Here is a 19,818-nt window from a genome sequence, read left to right on the forward strand (position 1 = left end):
ATTCAGCTATTTGACAGGTCTACGAAATGAAACGGAATTCCCATCTCTTTCATAATCTCCTGTTCCCTGTTATGACAGGTAAACAATATCACCTGCTGTCTCTGTAATAGCATTTTGATTACTCCCTTCACCCTATGATTATCATATAAGGCAAAGCTATCATCTAGTAAAATCGGCAGTTCTTCCTGCGGAAGCAGTAGCTGCGATACCGCCAGACGAAGTGCGAAATATACCTGATCGATGGTTCCCGCGCTCAGGCGTTCCAGCTGAATATAGCTTTGATTCCATCCGACCTTTATCTCCAATTTTTCATTTACTTTAAGATCTGTATATTTCTCACCGGTTACCTCACTGATCACTTCCGATACAGCGTGGTTAAGTTGGTGTCCAAAGCTGTCATGAATATCGGCGGCCAGCTCCTGAATGGATTGTAGAGCGAGCTTTACTGCCTCAAGCTCTGTCATATTTTCCTTTTGCTTTTGTTTTAACTCTTTTAAGCGTTCTGTGTCTTTTAACAGTTTTTCTTCATTACCCTCTAGGGATCCAATCTCCCATCGGAGTTTTTCTAACGAAAATCTGCAGGCTTCTCTCCTTCTGTTCAGCTCTAACAGCTTGTCATTGCTCTCCTGTTTCTTGTGGCGAAGCAAATCCTGAAGCCGTTCCATTGCCAGAGGAGTGAGTTCATCCTCATGAATAAATAAATGCATGTATTTCATTATTATATCATATATTGAATCTCTGTCATCCTCCAATTCGTTCAGACGCTTATCCATCTCTTTGCACTGTTCTTTCGCACTCTCTAGAAGATACGACTTTCTCATCGCTTCCTCTTGTTTCCGAAATAGTTGCTCCGGGTGATTCACCCCATGCCTGTGCATAATTTGACGAAGTTCCTCACGAATTCGTTCCCTGTTTCTTCGATTAGATACAATTCTCTGGTCTGTGTCGTCCTTATCAGCATTATGTCCTCCGTTCAGAGCGAGTGTAGCAACCACAGCCGATATTACCAAGATAACAGCCATCACCAGTCCTGCAGGATGAAGTTTCGTAACCCCTGCTATAAATAATGCTATCAGAACAGCCGGTACTATGATCTCTAATCGGATACTTCTTCCCTTCTGTTTCAGACCATTGCTCTCCTTACCAACTTCCGACTCCTCTTCCTCCATGCTCTGACTTTGTAATAGAAGCTCCTGAAGTTTTGTGATGTCTTCCTGAGGAACCAATTCCTCTTCTAACAACAACTTCTGGCTCGATATCTTCTTCGTCAAATCATTACGTTCCTTCTTCAACATCTCCTCACGCTGAGTGAGTTCCTGATAGGAGCGATACTTTTCGAGGATGGCCGGTAGCTGCTCCATATTCTGTGCAATCGGTTCTTCCATTCGTTTGTATTCCGCCGCAATATCTAACTCTATTTGTTTTTCATCTCCGGCCAAATCTTTAAGCTGTCCGGATAATATATCCATCCTGTCCTCTTTTGCAACTCCTTCTGCAATCTCTGCTTCCAGATTCGCTATCAATTCCGGATTAATCCCGGCTTCCAGCAGCTTTCTCTGCTCATTCAACATGCTGACAGCCTTTTGCACATCTACCTCTTTGCTTTTTGTTATCGATAGATTTGTAATATAATTACGTACCTGTAATGCCAATTCACCATCCGTTGAAGCTTTCAGCTGTTCGATACTAACTGTATTCTTAAAAGTAGACTCCGTTAATCCCGGGATAACCTCACTGATATGCCCATCCTTTTGAACAACCTCCCTGCCGGTATCCAAATCGATTACTACAAATTGCTTATCATTCGCATGAAAGCTTCTTCGTATCTGATATCTCTTGTCTCCGATACAAATCTCCATACTTCCGCCAAATGCACCCGGATAGTCCCATGGAAGATACCTTGTATATTGGTCCTCTTTCGAAGAGGAACCTCTGCCCCTGAGCCGTTCTATCCCAAATAGCATTCCCTTTATAAAGGTGTGTATTGTGGATTTGCCGGCTTCGTTATCACCATATATTATATTTATTCCGGGCTTTAAATCCAGTTCCTTGTTATGAAACCGACCGAAATAACTCAACTTCAGTTTTGTAAATAGCATCTATCACCAAAACCTTTCATAAAAATTAGCGATGCATTCTATCTATTCTCTAGTTTTTTGCTCCAAGCAACGCTTCGATTCCATAATATAATGCTTTCGTCGCAATATCATCCTGTTTCGCATTCTCTCGTATCCTGCGGATGAACATACCAATCATGTTTTCCTCATTCTCGCGGTACAAAGCTTCAAAGTCATAATCCGGAACAGAACGATCCTCCACCTCAAGAACACACCCCATCTGCCGCAGTGCCTCTAGATTAAAATGAAGGTTTTCTTCCCTGATCCCTCGAATCGTAAAAGAGTAAATATGGGATGCACCATTTGAACGAATGACTTCCTTCGCCTGGTCTATAAGGGATCCATTGGTGGAATCCTTGTTAATCTCTAAAACAACTCTTTTATATTGGCGCACACTGGAAGAAATAAAAGTTGCACTAGTAACATTATTACCTTCGGTATCCTTCGTAATCTCACCGAGAATATAACCATGCTCACCAATTTCATTCTTATCCAGTGGCTCAAGAGAGCCACAATATGCCATCCTCTGATTAATCAACTCCGGTTTATGTATATGACCAAGCGCAATATAGTCTAACCCTGAATCCAGCAGTTTTTTTCGGTTAATCGGAATATTCCGCTCATCTCCACCATGAGCCAGGAGAATATGATAATAATCATTCTCCTCCGGTTTCACAGTGTCATATAGAGAGTCAGTAATATCCCTCGAACAAAAGCTCAAACCATATATCTGTGTACGGATATCCTCTAGCACCACATTCTCCATACGATCCGATAAAAACATATGCACCTTATCATTCCACTCGAAATCCCGGTAGTAGGAACGTGCCCCGATAAAGTCATGATTACCTGCCATCAAGATTACTTTTGAAGTTTCGAGCTTGGAAAACAGATAGTTTACTTCTTTTAATTCTCTCAGTAAAGGCTGTCTGTGAAATAGATCTCCTGCAATAAGCAATAGGTCAACCTTCTCTTCATTACAGCGATCAATGATATGTTCAAAGCTTCTCCAAATCTCTTTCTCCCTGTCACCACTCCAAGGCATATTCGAATCCGGTGCCGCACCCAGATGGATGTCTGCGGTATGTATAAACTTCATAAGCACCTCCGTATTATATTAACGATTTACAATGAATAAAATTTTCAAATGCAAATAAGATTATAGGCTCTCAACTTATTTTTATCTTATCATATCTCTTTGTCAAAACATGTCCAATGTGCAAATAATAATACAATAATACCACATTTTCTGAAAGTGGTCGAAATTAATTTAAAATTTTACAATAATTTCATAAATATGAAGAAAAACGGGCAATGCAAATATAGGAATATCCTTGCACGCCCGTTCCACTTATTCTGTTACTTCTTCCTTACTACTTGGTACTTCCTGATTACTCTGCGTCTCATCCCCCGGTGATATATTCCGAATCATTTCATAGGCTCCGGTGCTTGCAAGACCACTTGCCAATCCTCCAAGCAGAATTTGGGGAGAAAACGCCCAGCCACTGATCCATACATTCAATATCGTTCCGATGATCGCCATAATAAGCGGTATATATTTGTTAGGAATAAAAGCTATGCTGTGTTTTATTATGTATCCTAGGCATAAACAGATTGCTAAAACAACCACTACCACATATTTTGATAATATCTCCATTCAGCCTCTCCTTTCTATTATCCTCGTTCTCCATCCCATGCACACTAGTGCTCACTGTAAAAAGGGCTCACATAATTAATATCAGAAGTTTTGTGATTACTATAAGTTATGTTCCAAATGTCCTTCTCATTCTTATTAATGTTTTTACAAATTAGTTCGTGCGATAAAAACCCTATTTCTTAATGTAAACGCCAATATGCACTGATTAATGTTCTATATTAATTACGAAACATATTTTCCAAGCAACACGCTCTCGCTTGGATGAAGTACGTAGTGGTGCATAAGGTTGCAAACCACGCAATCTAAGCACCAACGACTTCATACAGTTGCTTACAAATATATGTTTCGTAATTCTTAAGGCATAATTAAGCTTGTGCATATTGACGACTGCAATTATTGAGAAGGGCTTTTGACCCCCTAATTAATTACTCCGCCACCGCTCTGATTAAGTTATTAATTCATAAATAAAACACAGTTTATCAATATTTTGAACACAAATCGCCTCTATAATAAGGTTATAAAGTTAAACAAATACAAACGTTACAAAAGTTAGTAGTGATTTACAGTTGAGTAAAGCCAGTTAATAACTTAATATAGATTTCATAAATTTCTCCCCTTAAAGCCAACTGCATAAGTTGGCTTTTCCTCCGTATTTATGAACAATTGTATGTAATTTTACATTATATTCCAGTATTGTGAACTGAATATTCATATAATATTCATTAATTGTATATAGTTTCTCCACATTTTCGGTATAAACTAAACTCATGATAAAAATTACACTTAAAGTGAAACCACAAATTTTTTCATAAAATCTCCCTACTTAAAGCCAACTAACTGGATAGTTGGCTTTTCCTCTATTAAAACTACATTTTCTTATTAAAGAGAATGTTTTCTATATATTTAAAATCCGGGGCAGTTGCAAATGATAAACTAATTTGCAACTGCCCCGGTACAATACTGCCGTATCTTATTTTATTAATCTCACACTTATTACATTAATTATAACTACAAAGTTTGTTTACAGGACTGTACCGTAACCTCTAAAACCCTTGAGAGAAATGGATACTTTTCTTTCATCATAGTAAAGGAATCCCCTTCTCTTAAGAATTTCGCACTTCCCTCGAGTAAAAATCCAGTTCCCATATATCGGTAACCCATTACCTCTTTAGAGCCTAATGTCAACTTAACATTGGGATTCGCATTAATATTATTTTCTGTCTTTATCATCCCTGCTGCTGGAATTAAGATTTTATTATCCTCTGTAGTTACCAGGTAGCTGTTCCAAGTATTCGCAACATGTGCTTCATTGGTAGAACATGATACAATAGATACTACTCCTTCGTGAGTTAACACCTCTAAAAACTTTTCATTAAACATATAAAATTCTCCTTTTATTGTCGACTTATATTATCGTGGATAGTTATTATCTATAATCAAAAATACAACATCCTTATGGATTTGTCAAGCATAAGGGATTAATTCATTAAAATAATCCGCTGATATAGATTAACGAAGTATCTTGAATGAGAACAAAGAATCGGTTATGATGAAATAAATATACATTTTAAAGGAGCTTATATTATGAAGTTTTCCGTTGGAGTTGAATACGCGTTACATTGCTTATTATATATGGTTAATCCGGATTCCCCGAAATCTTTAGGTATTCGGGAAATCGCAACATTCCAAGGAATATCGGAGACATATTTATCAAAAGTATTTGCAAAGCTTGGTAAGACCGGAATTATTAAATCTGTCCCCGGAGTAAAGGGGGGGTATGCGCTGGCACGAAGTGCGGAGGATATTACTTTTTGGGATGTAATAGAATCTGTGGAAGGACAAGAATCCTTCTTTCAATGTGCAGAGATCAGACAAAACAATATCTTGCTTGATAAAGAGAACCTGCCCGACACCCATACCAAATGTCCATGCTTAATTAAGGTGGTAATGACGGAAGCAGAAGCAGAAATGAAAAACTATCTCAAGAACAAAACTCTAGCCTGGTTATACAATGAGGTCTACCACAAAATCCTTCCGAACGAAGCAGAAGTGGACACTTTAGAGTGGTTTAAAAATTCCAGAAAGTAAATTTTGTACGGATAAATGTGCCTTTTTATAGGGACATGTGGGATAGTGTCATAAAACGATTAGCTTATTTCCGAGTGGGTTTTTGCATGCTAGTTCGTTTTGCGAGCTACCGACGTTTCAATCAGGTAGGAGCAAAACGTAATAAACGCATGCAGAAACTCCCGGAAATAGAGCTTGTTTTATGACTCTTCCCACATGTCCCTATAATCGGGATCAGATATTCGCAATTACTCATTGCAAAGTTCACTTACTCGCTATCGCCAATAGTGAATATTTGAATATCGCCTAGGTCGATTCCATACCATAAGTTTCCGGAGCTGTTTATATGAATTGTCTGATACCATTTATCATTTTTTAAGTTATCTTTTAGTTTATTATATTTAAACCCGGTAGTACCAAATCCCACAGCGGTAATTAATGTTCCTGCTAACAATAGGACGAAGCTTAATATTACTAATTTTTTTCGATAATTCTTAATTTTCATTGTACTTTACCCTCCTCCAAAGCATTCGTTTTAATTTTTTATTAAAATTCTTAGTCAATATAATAATTTTTCGATACAAGATGATTGTTGCGAATATGAATAAAGTTGAAATACCGATAGAGGCTATTCCTGCCCCTAATTGAATGATACCAACGGATACACTGTTTACCATAACAAAAGGGGATCCAATGATACCAACAATAGAAGCAGCGAAAAATCCTATACCACTTGCTCCGGTAGCGAATGGAATACACCAAAGAACTATATAGAAGGACAAAAGCAACAACACAGCAGATAGTAGCAAACTACCCCATAGCGGGAAACCAAGAATTAATAATACAATATTTAAAATCCTGCTACCAGTTCCCGGCATCGTTATCTTAATACTGTCATATCCCTCCATTAGTTCCTTTGCAATCGTCTTTGGATTACCGATTCTCTCAACTGCACTCTCTTCCGACATTCCGTTTTCCATATAATCACTAATCATTTCATCATAATAATTGATATGCTTTTCAATCTCTGAAGCTTTTAACTTATTTAGACTTATTTCCAGTTCCTTCAAAAATACTTGTTTATTCATAATTTTCATCTCCTTTTATAAAATAATAAATATTCATGACCTGCGCCCATTCCTTTAGGAATTCATCAATATAGTCTTTTCCTCGATCAGTGATCTTATAGTACTTTCTTAAACGGCTATTATGTTCAACCGAATATGTCTCCAGATAGGAACCTGTTTCTAATCTTTTTAATATCGGATACAGGGTTGATTCCGAAATCTCGATGCAAGTAGATATATCCTTAATAATCTGATATCCATAGGAATCTGATTTCTTCAAAACAGCTAGCACACAAAATTCCAACAAACCTTTTTTTAACTGTATATCCATGTTACACCTCCTTTTACATTATACTATACATTGCATAGTATAATGTGTCAAGTAGCATTTACCATTTTATGTATGCACCTACTTTATAATATTTTTTAGCACTTCACTGCTCACTATATATACACATAAATCGTCTAAGCCAAGGATTATACAAGCACAGAATTACGAATGAAGTGTCTTTCTCAATTATAAATTGATATTCTCTCAGCATTCATATTACTATAATTTATCATTAAATACTTCGTATTCATTCTTTCCAGATCCATTGAATAGATAAAAAAGCCCCAGAGATAAAATAATCTCCGGGGGCTATCTGTCGCATTATCAATCATATTATAACATTTCACTACATTGGACTTATATATAATTTATTCTTAAGTTTCTCTACCGTAGAGTGTGTAGCGGTAAACGTCATTAATTTCAAATCAGGACAATTTGATAACTGAAAGTTCAAATGTTCAAATTCCAACATCCCAAGTTCAGGGTCATTCTGAAGCTTTCGACAATCTGTAATCGTTTTTACATCATAGCGTGGCCACCATGTACGGAAAAATTCACTCTCTTGCTTAAATTGCTCAATCATTTCATTTAATCTCATATCCTGAGGGTAACGAGCACAATCCACCCTAAATCTTGCAATCATGCTTTTCGCCTGTTCTACCCAATCTGAATCCTCTTCTTTTCTAAGTGATCCCATTAAAAAATGATACAGCAAATTTAGTTTTGGTCTACAATCTACTGAATAGGAAGGAAACTGAAATATATATTCTGCTGAACGGTTCCAAATCAACACATCCCAATATTTACCTAATACATATGCAGGATGCGGTTCTAATGCAAAAACAGTTCTTTCTAATCCACTACTGATTTCCTTGTTTATTTCTGACTCTTCCTTCTCCTCGGCTTTCGATAACAGAAAAAGATAACGGCGTTCATCCTCGGACAATCTTAACACCGTTGCCAAACTTTCTAGCACTTGATGAGATGGGTGTACATCCTTCCCTTGCTCTATCGACGTATACCACGAGATACCTACATTAGCAAGCTGTGCAACCTCTTCACGACGAAGGCCTGGTGTGCGGCGGCGTCCGTATGAGGGCAATCCGACTTCCTCCGGTGTAAGGCGTTGTCTAGTTGCACGCAAGAATTCTCCTAATGAGTGCTGTAATGTGCTATCTTTCATTTCGTTCTTCTCCTTTTATCCTACCACTCTCAATCGTAGGATAAGCACAATGTGGTTAAGTTATTTTACCCCTGATATAATCATTACTATAACACAAAGTAACTAAGAAACATACTATTTCGATTGGAGTGAATTTAAATTATGAAAATATTTGTAACTGGTGCAACAGGTAAAGTCGGAAGTCGTTTGGTGCCATATCTATTAAAGAATGGCCATGATATACGTGTCCTTGTAAGAAACGAGGAGCAAGCTATCGCTTTAAAAGAGCAGGGAGCAGAAGTTGTCTTAGGAGACCTAATTGATAACGCGAACCTTACTGATGCCATACGCGGGGTTGATGCAATCGTGCATACAGCAGCTCAATTTAGGGGTGGTATTAGCGAAGAAGTAGCCAAAGCTATAAATTTGGATGCAACAATTACACTAGCCAATGCTGCACTGAAAGTTGGTGTTACAAGATTTGTTTTCACCAGCACCAGCAATGTATACCGTGGCTTGAACGAAAATAGACCATGCAAAGAAAATGATATTTTAATCCCTGCGAAAGAGATCTATCCTAAAACAAAAATCGCAGCAGAAGAAGCTTTGCTGAAATTATATCATGAACAAGGACTAGATATTCGTATCTTAAGATTGGCATTTGTTTATGGAGACCAAGATCCACACATCGAAGAAACTCTGCCATATATGCTTAACTGGAGCCCATTAAAGCAACTATCTTTAGCACATCATGAAGATGTCTGCCAAGCACTGATGCTGGCCGCTGTTACACCAGGTGTTGGCGGTCAAGTATACAACGTTGCAGATGATAACCCTATTACATTAGATGAACTATATAAGGTACATGGGGGATATGAGCAAGTTCCTACTCAAGATGGTTGGCTTATGACTAACCCCTGGGAACTGACCGTAGATACCTCTCGTATTAAAAAAGAACTGAACTTCCAACCAAAATATCCTTCTCTCCACAACGCAATTGATAAGGACGTACTGTAATTTCTCCATATCATACAGCTGCGTCATACGTGGTAGAAATGGTGAAATGGCGAAATAGTCGGCTTCGCTCATACAAAGGGATACAACAGTTATGGCGAAAAAACTGGTGGTTTTTGGTAAGAGCACACTTTTAATAATTATTGTTCGGTGTACTACTTGCATTTTCTCACCGTATGCGTTATAGTAGTAATCGCTGTAATCCCCTATTCAAGGGCATTCCAGCATTTACCTAGCGTCAGTTCGTAACCTTCCTGACGAAGGGATTGTCAAACATCCCTTAAACAAAACTAAAGGAGAATAAAAATGAATAAGAAAACATTATTTATCACTCAGGCAGCCGTAATTGCGGCTATCTACACGGTTCTTGTGTTGGTATTTAACTTTGCAAGCTTTGGCCCGATTCAGAGCCGAATTGCTGAGGCACTTACCATCCTTCCTTACTTTACCCCCGCTGCTATTCCCGGTGTCGCAATTGGTTGCTTCATAAGTGCTATACTTGGTGGTGCTTCTATTCCTGATATGATCTTTGGAACGCTTGCAACACTTGTCGCAGCATTTATATCCTATCGCTTAAGAGGCAATAAGTTTCTGGTTGCTATTCCGCCAATCGTATTAAATGCTCTCGTTGTTCCATGGGTGCTAAAGTATTCCTACGGCGCTCCGGATGCGGTTCCATTTATGATGCTAACTGTTGGAGTTGGTGAACTGATATCAGCAGGCATCTTAGGAATGATCTTATTATTTGCTCTGGAAAATGTAAAGAATATATTATTTCCGAACCGCTTAATCACAAAGTAGTATAAAGTCCCATAATCAGGGAAAACTTATCCTTGATTATGGGACTTTTTATGCTCATTTTCGGGTTGTTAATTCCATAATGCGGTTGGTCCCTCCCCTAGTACAAAATTGCTAATATTTTTCTTGATTTTGTAACTAGTTTTTGTTTACTTTGGTTGGTATCGGTGATAAGATACATATTGCCTATATAAAATACCCTTTTATTACTTATTTAAAACTTGTACCGCAATTTTCGGGTAAAATGGAGGTTCCGCTCAATGAATGAAAATTCAAATCAAAATGATAATAAAAAATGGGTTGAAGTGCCATCATTTGTGAATAACAAGAACATTAGAAACCAGCCAAGACCGCGCTCATCCAGCCGTCTCGGTGATTATGAAGATTCCGATACCTTAGTGAAGGATGTGAACTCTTCTTTAGCAAAGCAGGTGGAAAAAAATATGGATAGAACAAGAACTTCTCCAAACAAACGCAATCGAAAGAAAAAACGTAAGAAATCAAGAGTTTTAAAAGCTCTGTTTTATAGTTTACTCGCCATATCAGCCTTATGCTGTATATTGCTTTTTACAGACGGGGGAAATAAATTCTTAATTAATATGGCAAGCCGATATATCTACGGTAATTTCCACTATAACAAGTCTGAGGAAGCCAATGGTAATAAGGTAGATAAACCCTTTAAAGCAACCGATAAAATTGTAAATATTCTATTAATCGGTGTAGAGGAAATTGATAATGCCAGAAATACGGACTCAATGATTATTGCAACCATGAACACTGAAAAACATACGCTTAAGTTAACCTCAATTATGCGTGATTTATATGTGGACATTCCGGGTCATGATAAAAACAGATTAAATGCTGCCTATTCACTTGGTGGAATTGACTTACTCAGCTCTACCATTGAACAGAATTTAGGTGTTAAAATTGATGGTTATTGTTCGGTAAACTTTGATGCATTTGAGAAAATTGTTAATATCGTACATGGTGTTGAGATTACTTTGACTCCAGAAGAAGCAAAATACCTTAATACGACAAACTATATCTCTAACAAAAAGTATCGAAATGTGGTCCCTGGTAAACAAGTATTAAACGGTAATCAGGCTCTGGGATATTGCAGGGTACGTAAGAGATCTACTGCTACCGAAAGCAATGATTTTGGTAGAACACAGCGACATCGTATCGTGCTTAACGCAATTTTTGATAAAGTCAAGAGTAAAAACGTTGTAGAGATGGCTATTCTGATGAATAAAATCTTAAAGAGCTCGAATATTGGGACAAATATTACCCAGAAAGAATTCACCCGTTATCTTAACGAAGCGGTATCCTTAAAGGTAAAGAAGCTTGACACCTTCCGAGTACCGACAGATGATAATTATGCATTTGAAAAGGTAACCATCGGAAGCAGAAAAAACCGTGATGTTATCACCGCTAAGGATTGGGATAAACTACGACTAGATATAAAGAATTATATCGAAGGGACTCCAAGTACAGATTCTTCAACCGATAATAAAACCAGCACACAATAGAACAAACTATAAGGTAAGAGGGTCCTCTCTCTTACCTTTTTTAATTGAAAGGGCTGTTGTAAAAGAAATAATATTGTATAGGAATCGTGTTTTACTGCCATAACGCACTGTTTTCCAACTTTGCGTAAGGCAAATTACATTGTTCCTTAATCCAATTATTTCTTTTTTAACAGCCCTATTTTTATTACTATATTATCATGTTAAATTATAATATAATTCAATTATTTTATCCTATAACTCACAGTTACCTACTGTTCTAGGGAACGGAACCACATCACGGATATTGCTCATTCCTGTCAGATACATAACGCAGCGTTCAAAGCCAAGTCCGAAGCCTGCATGACGTGCAGAACCATATTTACGAAGGTCAAGATAAAAGTCATAATCCTCTTTGTTAAGCTTCATCTCATCCATTCTCTGAATCAGCTTATCATAATCGTCTTCTCTCTGGCTTCCGCCGATGATCTCACCGATACCCGGCACTAATAAATCCATTGCCGCAACTGTTTCATTGTCCTCATTCATTTTCATATAGAATGCTTTGATTTCCTTTGGATAATCTGTTACGAATACAGGCTTTTTAAATACCTGCTCTGTTAAGTAGCGCTCATGTTCCGTCTGTAGATCACAGCCCCAGCTTACCTTGTAATCAAAATTGTCATTGTTCTTCGTAAGAATATCTATTGCTTCTGTGTAAGTAACGTGACCAAAGTTTGAGCCCGCCACGTTCTGAAGTCTCTCTAATAATCCCTTGTCGATAAATTGATTAAAGAAATTCATCTCCTCGGGTGCATGTTCAAGAACATAGTTAATTACATATTTGAGCATTCCTTCTGCCAATGCCATATCATCCTTAAGATCTGCAAATGCAATCTCAGGTTCAATCATCCAAAACTCTGCAGCATGTCTAGTCGTGTTGGAATTTTCCGCACGGAAGGTTGGTCCAAAGGTATAGATATTCTTAAATGCCATCGCGTAAGTCTCACCATTAAGCTGACCACTAACGGTAAGATTAGTTCCTTTACCGAAGAAATCCTGTGACAAATCCACCTTTCCTTCCTTTGTTTTAGGGAGATTCTCAATGTCCAATGTAGTTACACGAAACATCTCTCCGGCTCCTTCACAATCGCTGCCTGTGATAATTGGAGTATGCACATATACAAAATCTCTATCTTGAAAATACTGATGAATGGCATAAGCAATCAGAGAGCGAACACGAAATACTGCCTGAAAGGTATTCGTTCTTGCTCTAAGGTGCGTCATCGTTCTTAAATATTCTAGCGTATGTCTCTTCTTTTGAAGAGGATAATCTGCAGTGGATGCACCCTCTAAAGTTACTTTATCTGCTTGAATCTCAAAAGGTTGCTTGGCCTGCGGAGTCGCTACCAATTCACCCTCAACTATAACAGCAGAACCAACATTTAATTTTGATACTGCACCAAAGTTCTCTAATGTGTCATGATATACAATTTGTAAAGGTTCAAAATAGGTTCCGTCATTCAATACAACAAATCCAAATGTCTTAGAATCTCTGACGCTCTTCACCCAACCACCAACTTGTATCTTCATACCGATATACTTCTCCTGATTGCGATATAATTCTCTTACGTCTAACATATCCATAATACTATACTCCTTAAGTTATGATTAGCATCGAAAGTATCTAGCTTATAACCGCATACTTTAACTACTTTCGATTAGATTTTTAAAAATAGTATTAACTAAAATAGTATTAACTAATATCTTTATTAGTATAACATAAGTTTATCATAATACAACTATTATCAAAGTTCTTGAGGGAATGAGATGTAAAGAATCTCATTTATTTGGTGAAAAATATACAACGGCTCATACAGACAAAACAAAGGGCTGTTGCAAATTGCTACAGCCCCATTATTGTAATGCTTTTAATACATCTTTTATCGTTCTGCTCTCACATTCAATATAGTGAATCGCCTCATTGATATCTCCCAGCATATGAGCATCTGAATCTGTTATGATATTACATTTCTTCAGATATGGATTTTTCTTACTTATCTCCTCAAGGTGGGACAAATTCGCAAGCTCCGCCGTTTTAAAATCCGCATCCGGCGAGATAAAGCCTAGATTAGATAGTAAGCTGTTCGAGTTTTTATCAATGTGAGCCGGAATATGCACTCCATGATATTGCTTCATCAGCTCACCCACTTCTTCAAATGATATCTCCGTTGCATTAATCAACAGATAAGGCTGTGTTCCGATAACATTATCCTCTTCATCCACAACCTCTTGTTTACCAAATACACGTTCCTCATTTGGTATCTTCATCAGCTTATCCGACACATATTCATCAAATCCAATCGCATCAGAAAGGTTTTCAAACAAACATAACACATGCACTTCTTCCATTGTACATAGCTCCATACCGGGAATTGCTAATATATTATACTGTTTGGCTAGCTCCAATACCGCAGGACAGTTTTTACATGAATTATGATCCGTTACTGCAATCACATCAAGATTTTTTAAGAATGCCATTCCAACGATATTGGATGGCAACATATCATCATCCCCACAGGGAGATAAACAGGAATGGATATGCAGATCATAGGATAGTTTATGCATTCAGTTGTTTGTAAACAAGTAAAGCCGCATCAAATATCGGTAATTCTGTTGCGAATACCGTTATTCCCTGCTCCTTTGCCTTGCTTAATGATGCATCATCCAGCTGGGCACTCTCTGCAAGTATGATGCATGAGGCATCCGCAAGAGTTGCGACCGCAAGAGTATTGATATTACCCATTACCGTCACCCATGCAGAGTCGGATGGCATCTTGCCCATTGCAATACTAAGTAGGTCACAACAGTAAGGGGAACAAATCTCCCTTTGAATATTCTCTCCTTCATTGACCACCTTGAACAGTTCTGCTTTAATTAAATCAGTTACTTTCATACTTTCCTCCATCTCACCAGTAGGATATAAAGCACCAAACGCTTTCCTCTCCCGTGAATTCTTTATGGTTTTATTATATCCAGTTTGGATAATTCATCCGATAATTTATGAATGTAATCCCTGAGAATATGGATACAATCTTGCTCATGAGCAACTCCTCTGACGATATCCTCGGCTAGCGCCTTACAGGTTGGTGCTCCGCAGGAGCCGCAATCCAGTCTCGGGAATTTATTACACAACTCATCCACTCTGGTCATATTCGCGATACTTTCCTTCATATCCTTACCCAGCTTAAATACAGGCTGGTACTTCACTTCATCATTCCAGAAGCTATCCGCATTGATACCGCTTGAGATATGGGAACAGGCAACCGGGAGATATTTTCGTAGACGAAGCAGTTTTACCTTTGCCAAATAAGGATTTTCCACGGTCAGAACACCACCTACACATCCTCCAGCGCAAGCATTTAATTCGATAAATTCAAGTTGATCGAACTTTTGATCCTCCAGATCCTCTAGAACCTTTATTACATTCTCTATTCCGTCCGCCGCCAGGTAATTATCGGTTAGTAAGCTTCCTGCCTCACCACCGGTACTTCCCCAACCAAGCCCAATTCGACCGGATATGCGAAGCTCCTGTGGATTATTCATACTTTTTTTCATGAGAGGAAGAAGGATTGGGTATACCTCCTTCATGGCTAATACACCGTCAATCTCACTATGATCAATTCCAATTGGTGATTTTACCGCTGTCATCTTGGCAGGACAGGGCGAGATAAAGATAATTCCAATCTTTTCTCTAGGCAACCCGGTCTCCTTCATCGCTTTTTCTCTGGCGATAGAGGCCGCCAGATCCACCGGCGCGCATATTGGTAATAAATGCTCGATCAGGTTTGGAAATCGAACCTGAATCAGTCTGACTACGGAAGGACATGCCGTACTGATAATCGGCCACTGCTCTTTATGCTCGGATACATACTTTCTTGAAATATCGGATACCAGCTCTGCAGCACCGCTAACCTCATATACATCATCAAAGCCCATCATCAGGAGTGCTGTAAGAACAATATTAATATCCTCCAAATGATTAAACTGACCATATAAGGAAGGTGCGGGCAACGCTACCGTATATTCATATTTTTTCATAATCTCCGGAGAATCATACGTAGCCTCCTTGGCGTGATGCGGACATATGCGAATACATTCCCCGCAATCAATACAAAACTCCTTCGTGATAACTGCTTTTCCGTTTCTAACTCGGATTGCTTGAGTCGGACACCTTTTAATACAATTGATACACCCCATGCAAAGATCTTCCTTCAGGTGTACTGAAGTGAAAAACTTATCCATTATCTTTCCCCCTGTAACTTTATTAATTACGGAGTTGTAACTACATACAGCTTCGTTATACCAATTATCTTTCCTTCTCTTTTAATATATTTAGGTAATGTAAAACTGAAACTTTGCATCCGATATATATCCTATGCTTCTTTCATTTTCATCCCGTAATACCTAAAACTATAATTGTATGTATGGAAGGTGCTATAAATGCAAGCATTTAAAGCACCCGTGCCTTGTGTCTATTCGTTCATTTTAACTTTCATTTTTACTGTAGTGCCAACTCCCACAGTTGACTCAATCAGGAATTCATCGGAGTATTTTTTCATATTTGGCAAGCCCATACCTGCCCCAAATCCCAATGATCTAATATTATCCGGTGCTGTTGAATATCCAGCTTGCATCGCTAATGCGATATCCTCGATTCCGGGACCACTATCTTTTAAAACCATTTCGATCTCTTCCGGTGATATAATTACCTCTATCTTACCGCCAGAAGCGTGAATAACCATATTAATTTCTCCTTCATACATCGCGATGGAGACTTTTCTGATAATATCCGGGTCAACACCCATTTTCTTTAATTTGCTCTTCACATTGCTTGAGGCTTCTCCTGCTCTCGTAAAATCGTCTGCAGGAACATGATAAGTCATAGTAATTGTATCACTCACGATAAGACGTTCCTCCCCGTAATCCTTTTTCGTAAAGTAAACCACATGCCGAAAACATTCTATGTCCGGTGGACATGATTGCAATCTCTTTCTCCTGTGCCATCTCAATCATTGCTTCGTCCGGCAGCTTACCCCTGACAAAAACGATGCAGATGATATCCATCATCTCACAAGTTCGGATAACCTGAAGGTTACATAAGCCGGTCATCAAAACTGATTGATCCTTCATAAATGCCAATACATCGCTCATCATGTCGGAGCCGCATGCCGTGTGTATTTCTCTGTCCTTCCACTCTTCGCCGACAATCATTTTTGCTCCTAAAATCTCTCTTATGTCGTCAATCGTCATTTAATTTAATTCCTCCCATTAGCTGAATTCATGCAATATTAATTAGTACCATCCTAATCAAACTCTTCTTTCGTAACTTTTTCTCTAAATGCTACCTGCAAATACTTCAAAGGAACTGGTCGGTACCTTTTTTGCCATAACCAAGGCTGCATTCGCATTATTAAGAAGCGTCTGAAATTGCTGTTCTCCACGATGAAGTGTAATTCCGATACTTACCGATACACTGTTCTTGGTATAGGAATAGGAGAATGCTTCATCAAATATCTTGCACAAATGTTCCGCTTCGGTAAATACCGCTTTATCCGATGGTATATCCTTCATATACACTATGAATTCACCCATACTTATTCTTCCGATGATATCTGAAGTACGAGTATGGTTCTTAAGTATATCTGCTATGTCCACAAGTACATTCTGTCCACCGGAGGCAGTTCTCAATTCATTAATTCCCTTGTAATTTTTAACCTCCACTAAAAACAATGCATTCAGTGACTCCACGCTTTGATTGGAGGCAGCTTCGTTGATCATCACCTCGGAGGATTCCTTGTTACATACATTAGTCAGCGAATCAAGGTGAGGCTTATATGCCTTTTTCTCTTTTACTTTCTCCTGTACTGCCGGTTTGGTAGGAGATAATTTACCCACAACCTTATACGGATTTCTATATTCATCAAATATGATGGATGCATAGCAGAGATACCACTTCGGAGTGCCATCCTTTGGCATTAGACGTACTTCAAATCTAACCTGTTTTCTTCCACTCATCATACTGTTATATATCGATACAACTGCCGGTAATTCCTCTGCATGTATCATCTTTGTTTTCTCAAGTCTATTTCTAAAGCCTGTTATATTGGGATCCTTTCCGAATATCTCACGAAAAATCTCGGAGAAGGATAATGTATCTGTTGCAATCTCATACTCAAAAAACAAGTCCTTCGACAATTCTGCAATTGCTCGGTTATAGTCGCCAGACTGCTCCAACTTTTTATATTTTGCCATTAAGGATGTAATGTCCATGGCAATACAGGAATATACCGGAACTGTTTTTGTCCCTGATTGATATGTCTCCTGCGTCCTGTTACCGGTAATCATCACCCATCTGAAGCTTCCATCTGGCTGAAGAGTACGAAAATTTATGTCAATCATGTTATCTTTACGGGCTTTTTGTACTGCGATCTGCTGAGTTATATAGATAATATCAGCTGAATATATCATACGCAAAAGAGGCGTCGGCAGATTAATAACAGACTTGTCCGTGACGCTCTTAATCAACGTGAAAAAAGTATCTGTGGCATATAAAATCGTCAGCATATCATCAAATGCTAACTTAGCTATACCACCCGGTGCAGATTGTAGCAATTTATCAAATTCTAATCCGTCTATCGCATTCATGTCGAAACCTTTCTTGTGTAAAAATAGTAATAGTAGAGATAGCATTATTATAACATACAAATTATTTGTCAGCAATTACAATATTGTTATGGCAGAAAAGGTAGTATATAATTATGCTTAAGTGCTGATTTTCTCGGCATTATAGCCTATGCATGTTGCATATTAGCAGCTATAAAAAGATCTGATAGTTGTTAATAATTTTTGTAGATTTTTTAACATACTTATGATATAATGTGACTGTTTGTGGCGACACAATTTATTTCAAGGAGGTTAAAGAATGGGATCGCAAAATAACGCAGTACCCTTTGCAGGAACAAAAGAGCAGGAAGCTGCACTTTTACAAGTCATTGCAGATAACAAAGATGACAAAGGTGCTCTGATGCCCATATTACAGAAGGCACAAGGAATATATGGCTATCTACCAATCGAAGTACAGACCATTATTTCTAACGAGCTAAACGTACCATTGGAAAAAGTATATGGTATCGTAACTTTTTATTCTCAATTCTCATTGAATCCAAAGGGCAAATACAACATTTCTGTTTGCTTAGGAACCGCTTGTTACGTAAAAGGCGCCGGAGATTTATTTGATAAGCTTAAGCTTGTCTTAGGTCTATCGGATGGCGGCTGTACCCCTGACGGAAAGTTCTCTTTAGAATCTTGCCGTTGTATCGGTGCATGCGGACTTGCGCCTGTATTAACAGTTAACGAAGATGTATACGGTAAATTAACTGTTGATGATGTAGAAGGCGTTATCGCAAAATATAACAACTAATTATGATGACAGAGCTATCTCTTAACGTATTAGACATCGCTAACAATTCAATCAGAGCAGAAGCTAAATTGATTGAAATCAGTGTACATATACAGAGAGAACTTGATCTTCTGACTATTACGATCGCTGATAATGGTTCTGGAATGACTCAGGAACAGTTACAGATGGTGGAGGATCCGTTTTTTACAACGAGAACCACGCGAAGAATCGGTCTAGGTGTTCCTTTTTTTAAAATGGCCGCTTTAAATACCGAAGGAAGTTTTAACATTGACTCCAAACCAGGGGTCGGAACTACGGTAACAGCAAGCTTTAAATTATCGCATATTGATCGTATGCCGTTAGGTGATATGAATAGCACTATTCATACGTTAATTACTTTGAATACTCAGACTGATTTCGTTTATACTTACCAGTTTGACGACAATCATTTTACACTGGATACTAGGCAATTTCGTGAAATTCTTAACGATGTACCCTTAAATTCCCCTGATGTCTCTGAATATATCAAAGAATACTTGACCGAAAACCAAAGAGAAACGGATGGTGGAGTTTCGGTTTAGAATAAACGAATTTGTTGTTTATAAACGGAGGGAATCTCTCCGACAGAACTTAGAAAC

General features: G+C 38.2%; 21 protein-coding genes. 6 read left to right on the forward strand and 15 right to left on the reverse strand.

Annotation, left to right across the window (positions count from 1 at the left end; all coding sequences use genetic code 11):
• Positions 1–2: 2 nt before the first annotated feature.
• The 4 genes from AC6IWN_RS16070 to AC6IWN_RS16085 form a co-directional block, all read right to left on the reverse strand.
• On the reverse strand, positions 3–2,099 hold the full coding sequence (locus AC6IWN_RS16070) for an ATP-binding protein (RefSeq protein ID WP_497988708.1): 2,097 nt from the start codon (positions 2,097–2,099) through the stop codon (positions 3–5).
• A gap of 49 nt (positions 2,100–2,148) precedes the next feature.
• On the reverse strand, positions 2,149–3,216 hold the full coding sequence (locus AC6IWN_RS16075) for a metallophosphoesterase family protein (RefSeq protein ID WP_497988709.1): 1,068 nt from the start codon (positions 3,214–3,216) through the stop codon (positions 2,149–2,151).
• A 252-nt stretch (positions 3,217–3,468) separates the two neighbouring features.
• On the reverse strand, positions 3,469–3,774 hold the full coding sequence (locus AC6IWN_RS16080; protein ID WP_497988711.1) for a phage holin family protein: 306 nt from the start codon (positions 3,772–3,774) through the stop codon (positions 3,469–3,471).
• A gap of 1,008 nt (positions 3,775–4,782) precedes the next feature.
• The gene (locus tag AC6IWN_RS16085; protein ID WP_497988713.1) at positions 4,783–5,154 is read right to left on the reverse strand and encodes a pyridoxamine 5'-phosphate oxidase family protein; all 372 of its coding nucleotides are present in this window, start codon (positions 5,152–5,154) and stop codon (positions 4,783–4,785) included.
• Between the two features lie 204 nt (positions 5,155–5,358).
• Here AC6IWN_RS16085 and AC6IWN_RS16090 point away from each other — a divergent pair, with 204 nt between their 5' ends.
• The gene (locus AC6IWN_RS16090) at positions 5,359–5,862 is read left to right on the forward strand and encodes an Rrf2 family transcriptional regulator (protein ID WP_497988715.1); all 504 of its coding nucleotides are present in this window, start codon (positions 5,359–5,361) and stop codon (positions 5,860–5,862) included.
• Positions 5,863–6,109: 247 nt separating this feature from the next.
• On the opposite strand, the gene AC6IWN_RS16095 is transcribed toward AC6IWN_RS16090, so the two are convergent.
• The 4 genes from AC6IWN_RS16095 to AC6IWN_RS16110 all read right to left on the reverse strand — a co-directional run bounded on the left by AC6IWN_RS16095 (position 6,110) and on the right by AC6IWN_RS16110 (position 8,422).
• The gene (locus AC6IWN_RS16095) at positions 6,110–6,346 is read right to left on the reverse strand and encodes a hypothetical protein (RefSeq protein WP_497988717.1); all 237 of its coding nucleotides are present in this window, start codon (positions 6,344–6,346) and stop codon (positions 6,110–6,112) included.
• On the reverse strand, positions 6,336–6,929 hold the full coding sequence (locus tag AC6IWN_RS16100) for a DUF1700 domain-containing protein (RefSeq protein ID WP_497988719.1): 594 nt from the start codon (positions 6,927–6,929) through the stop codon (positions 6,336–6,338). The genes AC6IWN_RS16095 and AC6IWN_RS16100 overlap by 11 nt, the downstream gene beginning before the upstream one ends.
• The gene (locus tag AC6IWN_RS16105; RefSeq protein WP_497988721.1) at positions 6,922–7,239 is read right to left on the reverse strand and encodes a PadR family transcriptional regulator; all 318 of its coding nucleotides are present in this window, start codon (positions 7,237–7,239) and stop codon (positions 6,922–6,924) included. The genes AC6IWN_RS16100 and AC6IWN_RS16105 overlap by 8 nt, the downstream gene beginning before the upstream one ends.
• 346 nt (positions 7,240–7,585) lie before the next feature.
• Positions 7,586–8,422: a helix-turn-helix transcriptional regulator gene (locus AC6IWN_RS16110; RefSeq protein WP_497988723.1), complete on the reverse strand. Its 837-nt coding sequence runs from the start codon at positions 8,420–8,422 to the stop codon at positions 7,586–7,588.
• Between the two features lie 141 nt (positions 8,423–8,563).
• Between AC6IWN_RS16110 and AC6IWN_RS16115 the strand changes: the two genes are divergently transcribed.
• The 3 genes from AC6IWN_RS16115 to AC6IWN_RS16125 all read left to right on the forward strand — a co-directional run bounded on the left by AC6IWN_RS16115 (position 8,564) and on the right by AC6IWN_RS16125 (position 11,742).
• Entirely contained in the window at positions 8,564–9,418 is an 855-nt protein-coding gene (locus AC6IWN_RS16115) for an NAD-dependent epimerase/dehydratase family protein (RefSeq protein ID WP_497988725.1), read from the forward strand.
• 303 nt (positions 9,419–9,721) lie between these two features.
• Positions 9,722–10,216 (forward strand): QueT transporter family protein, encoded by a 495-nt coding sequence (locus AC6IWN_RS16120; RefSeq protein ID WP_497988727.1) that lies wholly within the window; start codon positions 9,722–9,724, stop codon positions 10,214–10,216.
• Positions 10,217–10,473: 257 nt separating this feature from the next.
• A complete protein-coding gene (locus tag AC6IWN_RS16125) occupies positions 10,474–11,742 on the forward strand; it encodes an LCP family protein (protein WP_497988728.1) in 1,269 nt (422 codons plus the stop codon).
• Between the two features lie 231 nt (positions 11,743–11,973).
• Here AC6IWN_RS16125 and asnS read toward each other — a convergent pair whose 3' ends face one another.
• From asnS to AC6IWN_RS16160, 7 genes are all read right to left on the reverse strand, one after another.
• Positions 11,974–13,365 carry an asparagine--tRNA ligase gene (gene asnS / locus AC6IWN_RS16130; RefSeq protein ID WP_497988730.1) on the reverse strand — a complete coding sequence of 464 codons (1,392 nt, stop codon included), beginning with the start codon at positions 13,363–13,365 and terminating at the stop codon, positions 11,974–11,976.
• A 270-nt stretch (positions 13,366–13,635) separates the two neighbouring features.
• Positions 13,636–14,346 (reverse strand): PHP domain-containing protein, encoded by a 711-nt coding sequence (locus AC6IWN_RS16135; protein WP_497988732.1) that lies wholly within the window; start codon positions 14,344–14,346, stop codon positions 13,636–13,638.
• Positions 14,339–14,674: a hypothetical protein gene (locus AC6IWN_RS16140; protein ID WP_497988734.1), complete on the reverse strand. Its 336-nt coding sequence runs from the start codon at positions 14,672–14,674 to the stop codon at positions 14,339–14,341. Before AC6IWN_RS16140 ends, AC6IWN_RS16135 begins: the two co-directional genes overlap by 8 nt.
• Before the next feature lie 62 nt (positions 14,675–14,736).
• Positions 14,737–16,023 (reverse strand): [Fe-Fe] hydrogenase large subunit C-terminal domain-containing protein, encoded by a 1,287-nt coding sequence (locus AC6IWN_RS16145; RefSeq protein WP_497988736.1) that lies wholly within the window; start codon positions 16,021–16,023, stop codon positions 14,737–14,739.
• A gap of 230 nt (positions 16,024–16,253) precedes the next feature.
• On the reverse strand, positions 16,254–16,682 hold the full coding sequence (locus AC6IWN_RS16150; protein WP_497988738.1) for an ATP-binding protein: 429 nt from the start codon (positions 16,680–16,682) through the stop codon (positions 16,254–16,256).
• Positions 16,675–17,031 carry a DRTGG domain-containing protein gene (locus tag AC6IWN_RS16155; protein ID WP_497988739.1) on the reverse strand — a complete coding sequence of 119 codons (357 nt, stop codon included), beginning with the start codon at positions 17,029–17,031 and terminating at the stop codon, positions 16,675–16,677. The genes AC6IWN_RS16150 and AC6IWN_RS16155 overlap by 8 nt, the downstream gene beginning before the upstream one ends.
• An 84-nt stretch (positions 17,032–17,115) precedes the next feature.
• The gene (locus AC6IWN_RS16160; protein ID WP_497988741.1) at positions 17,116–18,426 is read right to left on the reverse strand and encodes a diguanylate cyclase domain-containing protein; all 1,311 of its coding nucleotides are present in this window, start codon (positions 18,424–18,426) and stop codon (positions 17,116–17,118) included.
• 277 nt (positions 18,427–18,703) lie between these two features.
• On the opposite strand from AC6IWN_RS16160, the gene AC6IWN_RS16165 reads away from it, so the two are divergent.
• Positions 18,704–19,201 (forward strand): NADH-quinone oxidoreductase subunit NuoE family protein, encoded by a 498-nt coding sequence (locus AC6IWN_RS16165; RefSeq protein ID WP_497988743.1) that lies wholly within the window; start codon positions 18,704–18,706, stop codon positions 19,199–19,201.
• A 2-nt stretch (positions 19,202–19,203) separates the two neighbouring features.
• Positions 19,204–19,761, forward strand: coding sequence for an ATP-binding protein (locus tag AC6IWN_RS16170; protein WP_497988745.1), 558 nt, complete (start codon positions 19,204–19,206; stop codon positions 19,759–19,761).
• The last annotated feature ends 57 nt before the right edge of the window (positions 19,762–19,818 follow it).

The organism is Variimorphobacter sp. HTMS_6 (assembly GCF_059717775.1).

Excerpts from the sequence above, each read along its gene's own strand:
- AC6IWN_RS16070 (WP_497988708.1), bottom strand. The coding sequence starts at position 2,099 with ATGCTATTTACAAAACTGAAGTTGAGTTATTTCGGTCGGTTTCATAAC.
- AC6IWN_RS16075 (WP_497988709.1), bottom strand. The coding sequence starts at position 3,216 with ATGAAGTTTATACATACCGCAGACATCCATCTGGGTGCGGCACCGGAT.
- AC6IWN_RS16080 (WP_497988711.1), bottom strand. The coding sequence starts at position 3,774 with ATGGAGATATTATCAAAATATGTGGTAGTGGTTGTTTTAGCAATCTGT.
- AC6IWN_RS16085 (WP_497988713.1), bottom strand. The coding sequence starts at position 5,154 with ATGTTTAATGAAAAGTTTTTAGAGGTGTTAACTCACGAAGGAGTAGTA.
- AC6IWN_RS16090 (WP_497988715.1), top strand. The coding sequence starts at position 5,359 with ATGAAGTTTTCCGTTGGAGTTGAATACGCGTTACATTGCTTATTATAT.
- AC6IWN_RS16095 (WP_497988717.1), bottom strand. The coding sequence starts at position 6,346 with ATGAAAATTAAGAATTATCGAAAAAAATTAGTAATATTAAGCTTCGTC.
- AC6IWN_RS16100 (WP_497988719.1), bottom strand. The coding sequence starts at position 6,929 with ATGAATAAACAAGTATTTTTGAAGGAACTGGAAATAAGTCTAAATAAG.
- AC6IWN_RS16105 (WP_497988721.1), bottom strand. The coding sequence starts at position 7,239 with ATGGATATACAGTTAAAAAAAGGTTTGTTGGAATTTTGTGTGCTAGCT.
- AC6IWN_RS16110 (WP_497988723.1), bottom strand. The coding sequence starts at position 8,422 with ATGAAAGATAGCACATTACAGCACTCATTAGGAGAATTCTTGCGTGCA.
- AC6IWN_RS16115 (WP_497988725.1), top strand. The coding sequence starts at position 8,564 with ATGAAAATATTTGTAACTGGTGCAACAGGTAAAGTCGGAAGTCGTTTG.
- AC6IWN_RS16120 (WP_497988727.1), top strand. The coding sequence starts at position 9,722 with ATGAATAAGAAAACATTATTTATCACTCAGGCAGCCGTAATTGCGGCT.
- AC6IWN_RS16125 (WP_497988728.1), top strand. The coding sequence starts at position 10,474 with ATGAATGAAAATTCAAATCAAAATGATAATAAAAAATGGGTTGAAGTG.
- asnS (WP_497988730.1), bottom strand. The coding sequence starts at position 13,365 with ATGGATATGTTAGACGTAAGAGAATTATATCGCAATCAGGAGAAGTAT.
- AC6IWN_RS16135 (WP_497988732.1), bottom strand. The coding sequence starts at position 14,346 with ATGCATAAACTATCCTATGATCTGCATATCCATTCCTGTTTATCTCCC.
- AC6IWN_RS16140 (WP_497988734.1), bottom strand. The coding sequence starts at position 14,674 with ATGAAAGTAACTGATTTAATTAAAGCAGAACTGTTCAAGGTGGTCAAT.
- AC6IWN_RS16145 (WP_497988736.1), bottom strand. The coding sequence starts at position 16,023 with ATGGATAAGTTTTTCACTTCAGTACACCTGAAGGAAGATCTTTGCATG.
- AC6IWN_RS16155 (WP_497988739.1), bottom strand. The coding sequence starts at position 17,031 with ATGACGATTGACGACATAAGAGAGATTTTAGGAGCAAAAATGATTGTC.
- AC6IWN_RS16160 (WP_497988741.1), bottom strand. The coding sequence starts at position 18,426 with ATGAATGCGATAGACGGATTAGAATTTGATAAATTGCTACAATCTGCA.
- AC6IWN_RS16165 (WP_497988743.1), top strand. The coding sequence starts at position 18,704 with ATGGGATCGCAAAATAACGCAGTACCCTTTGCAGGAACAAAAGAGCAG.
- AC6IWN_RS16170 (WP_497988745.1), top strand. The coding sequence starts at position 19,204 with ATGATGACAGAGCTATCTCTTAACGTATTAGACATCGCTAACAATTCA.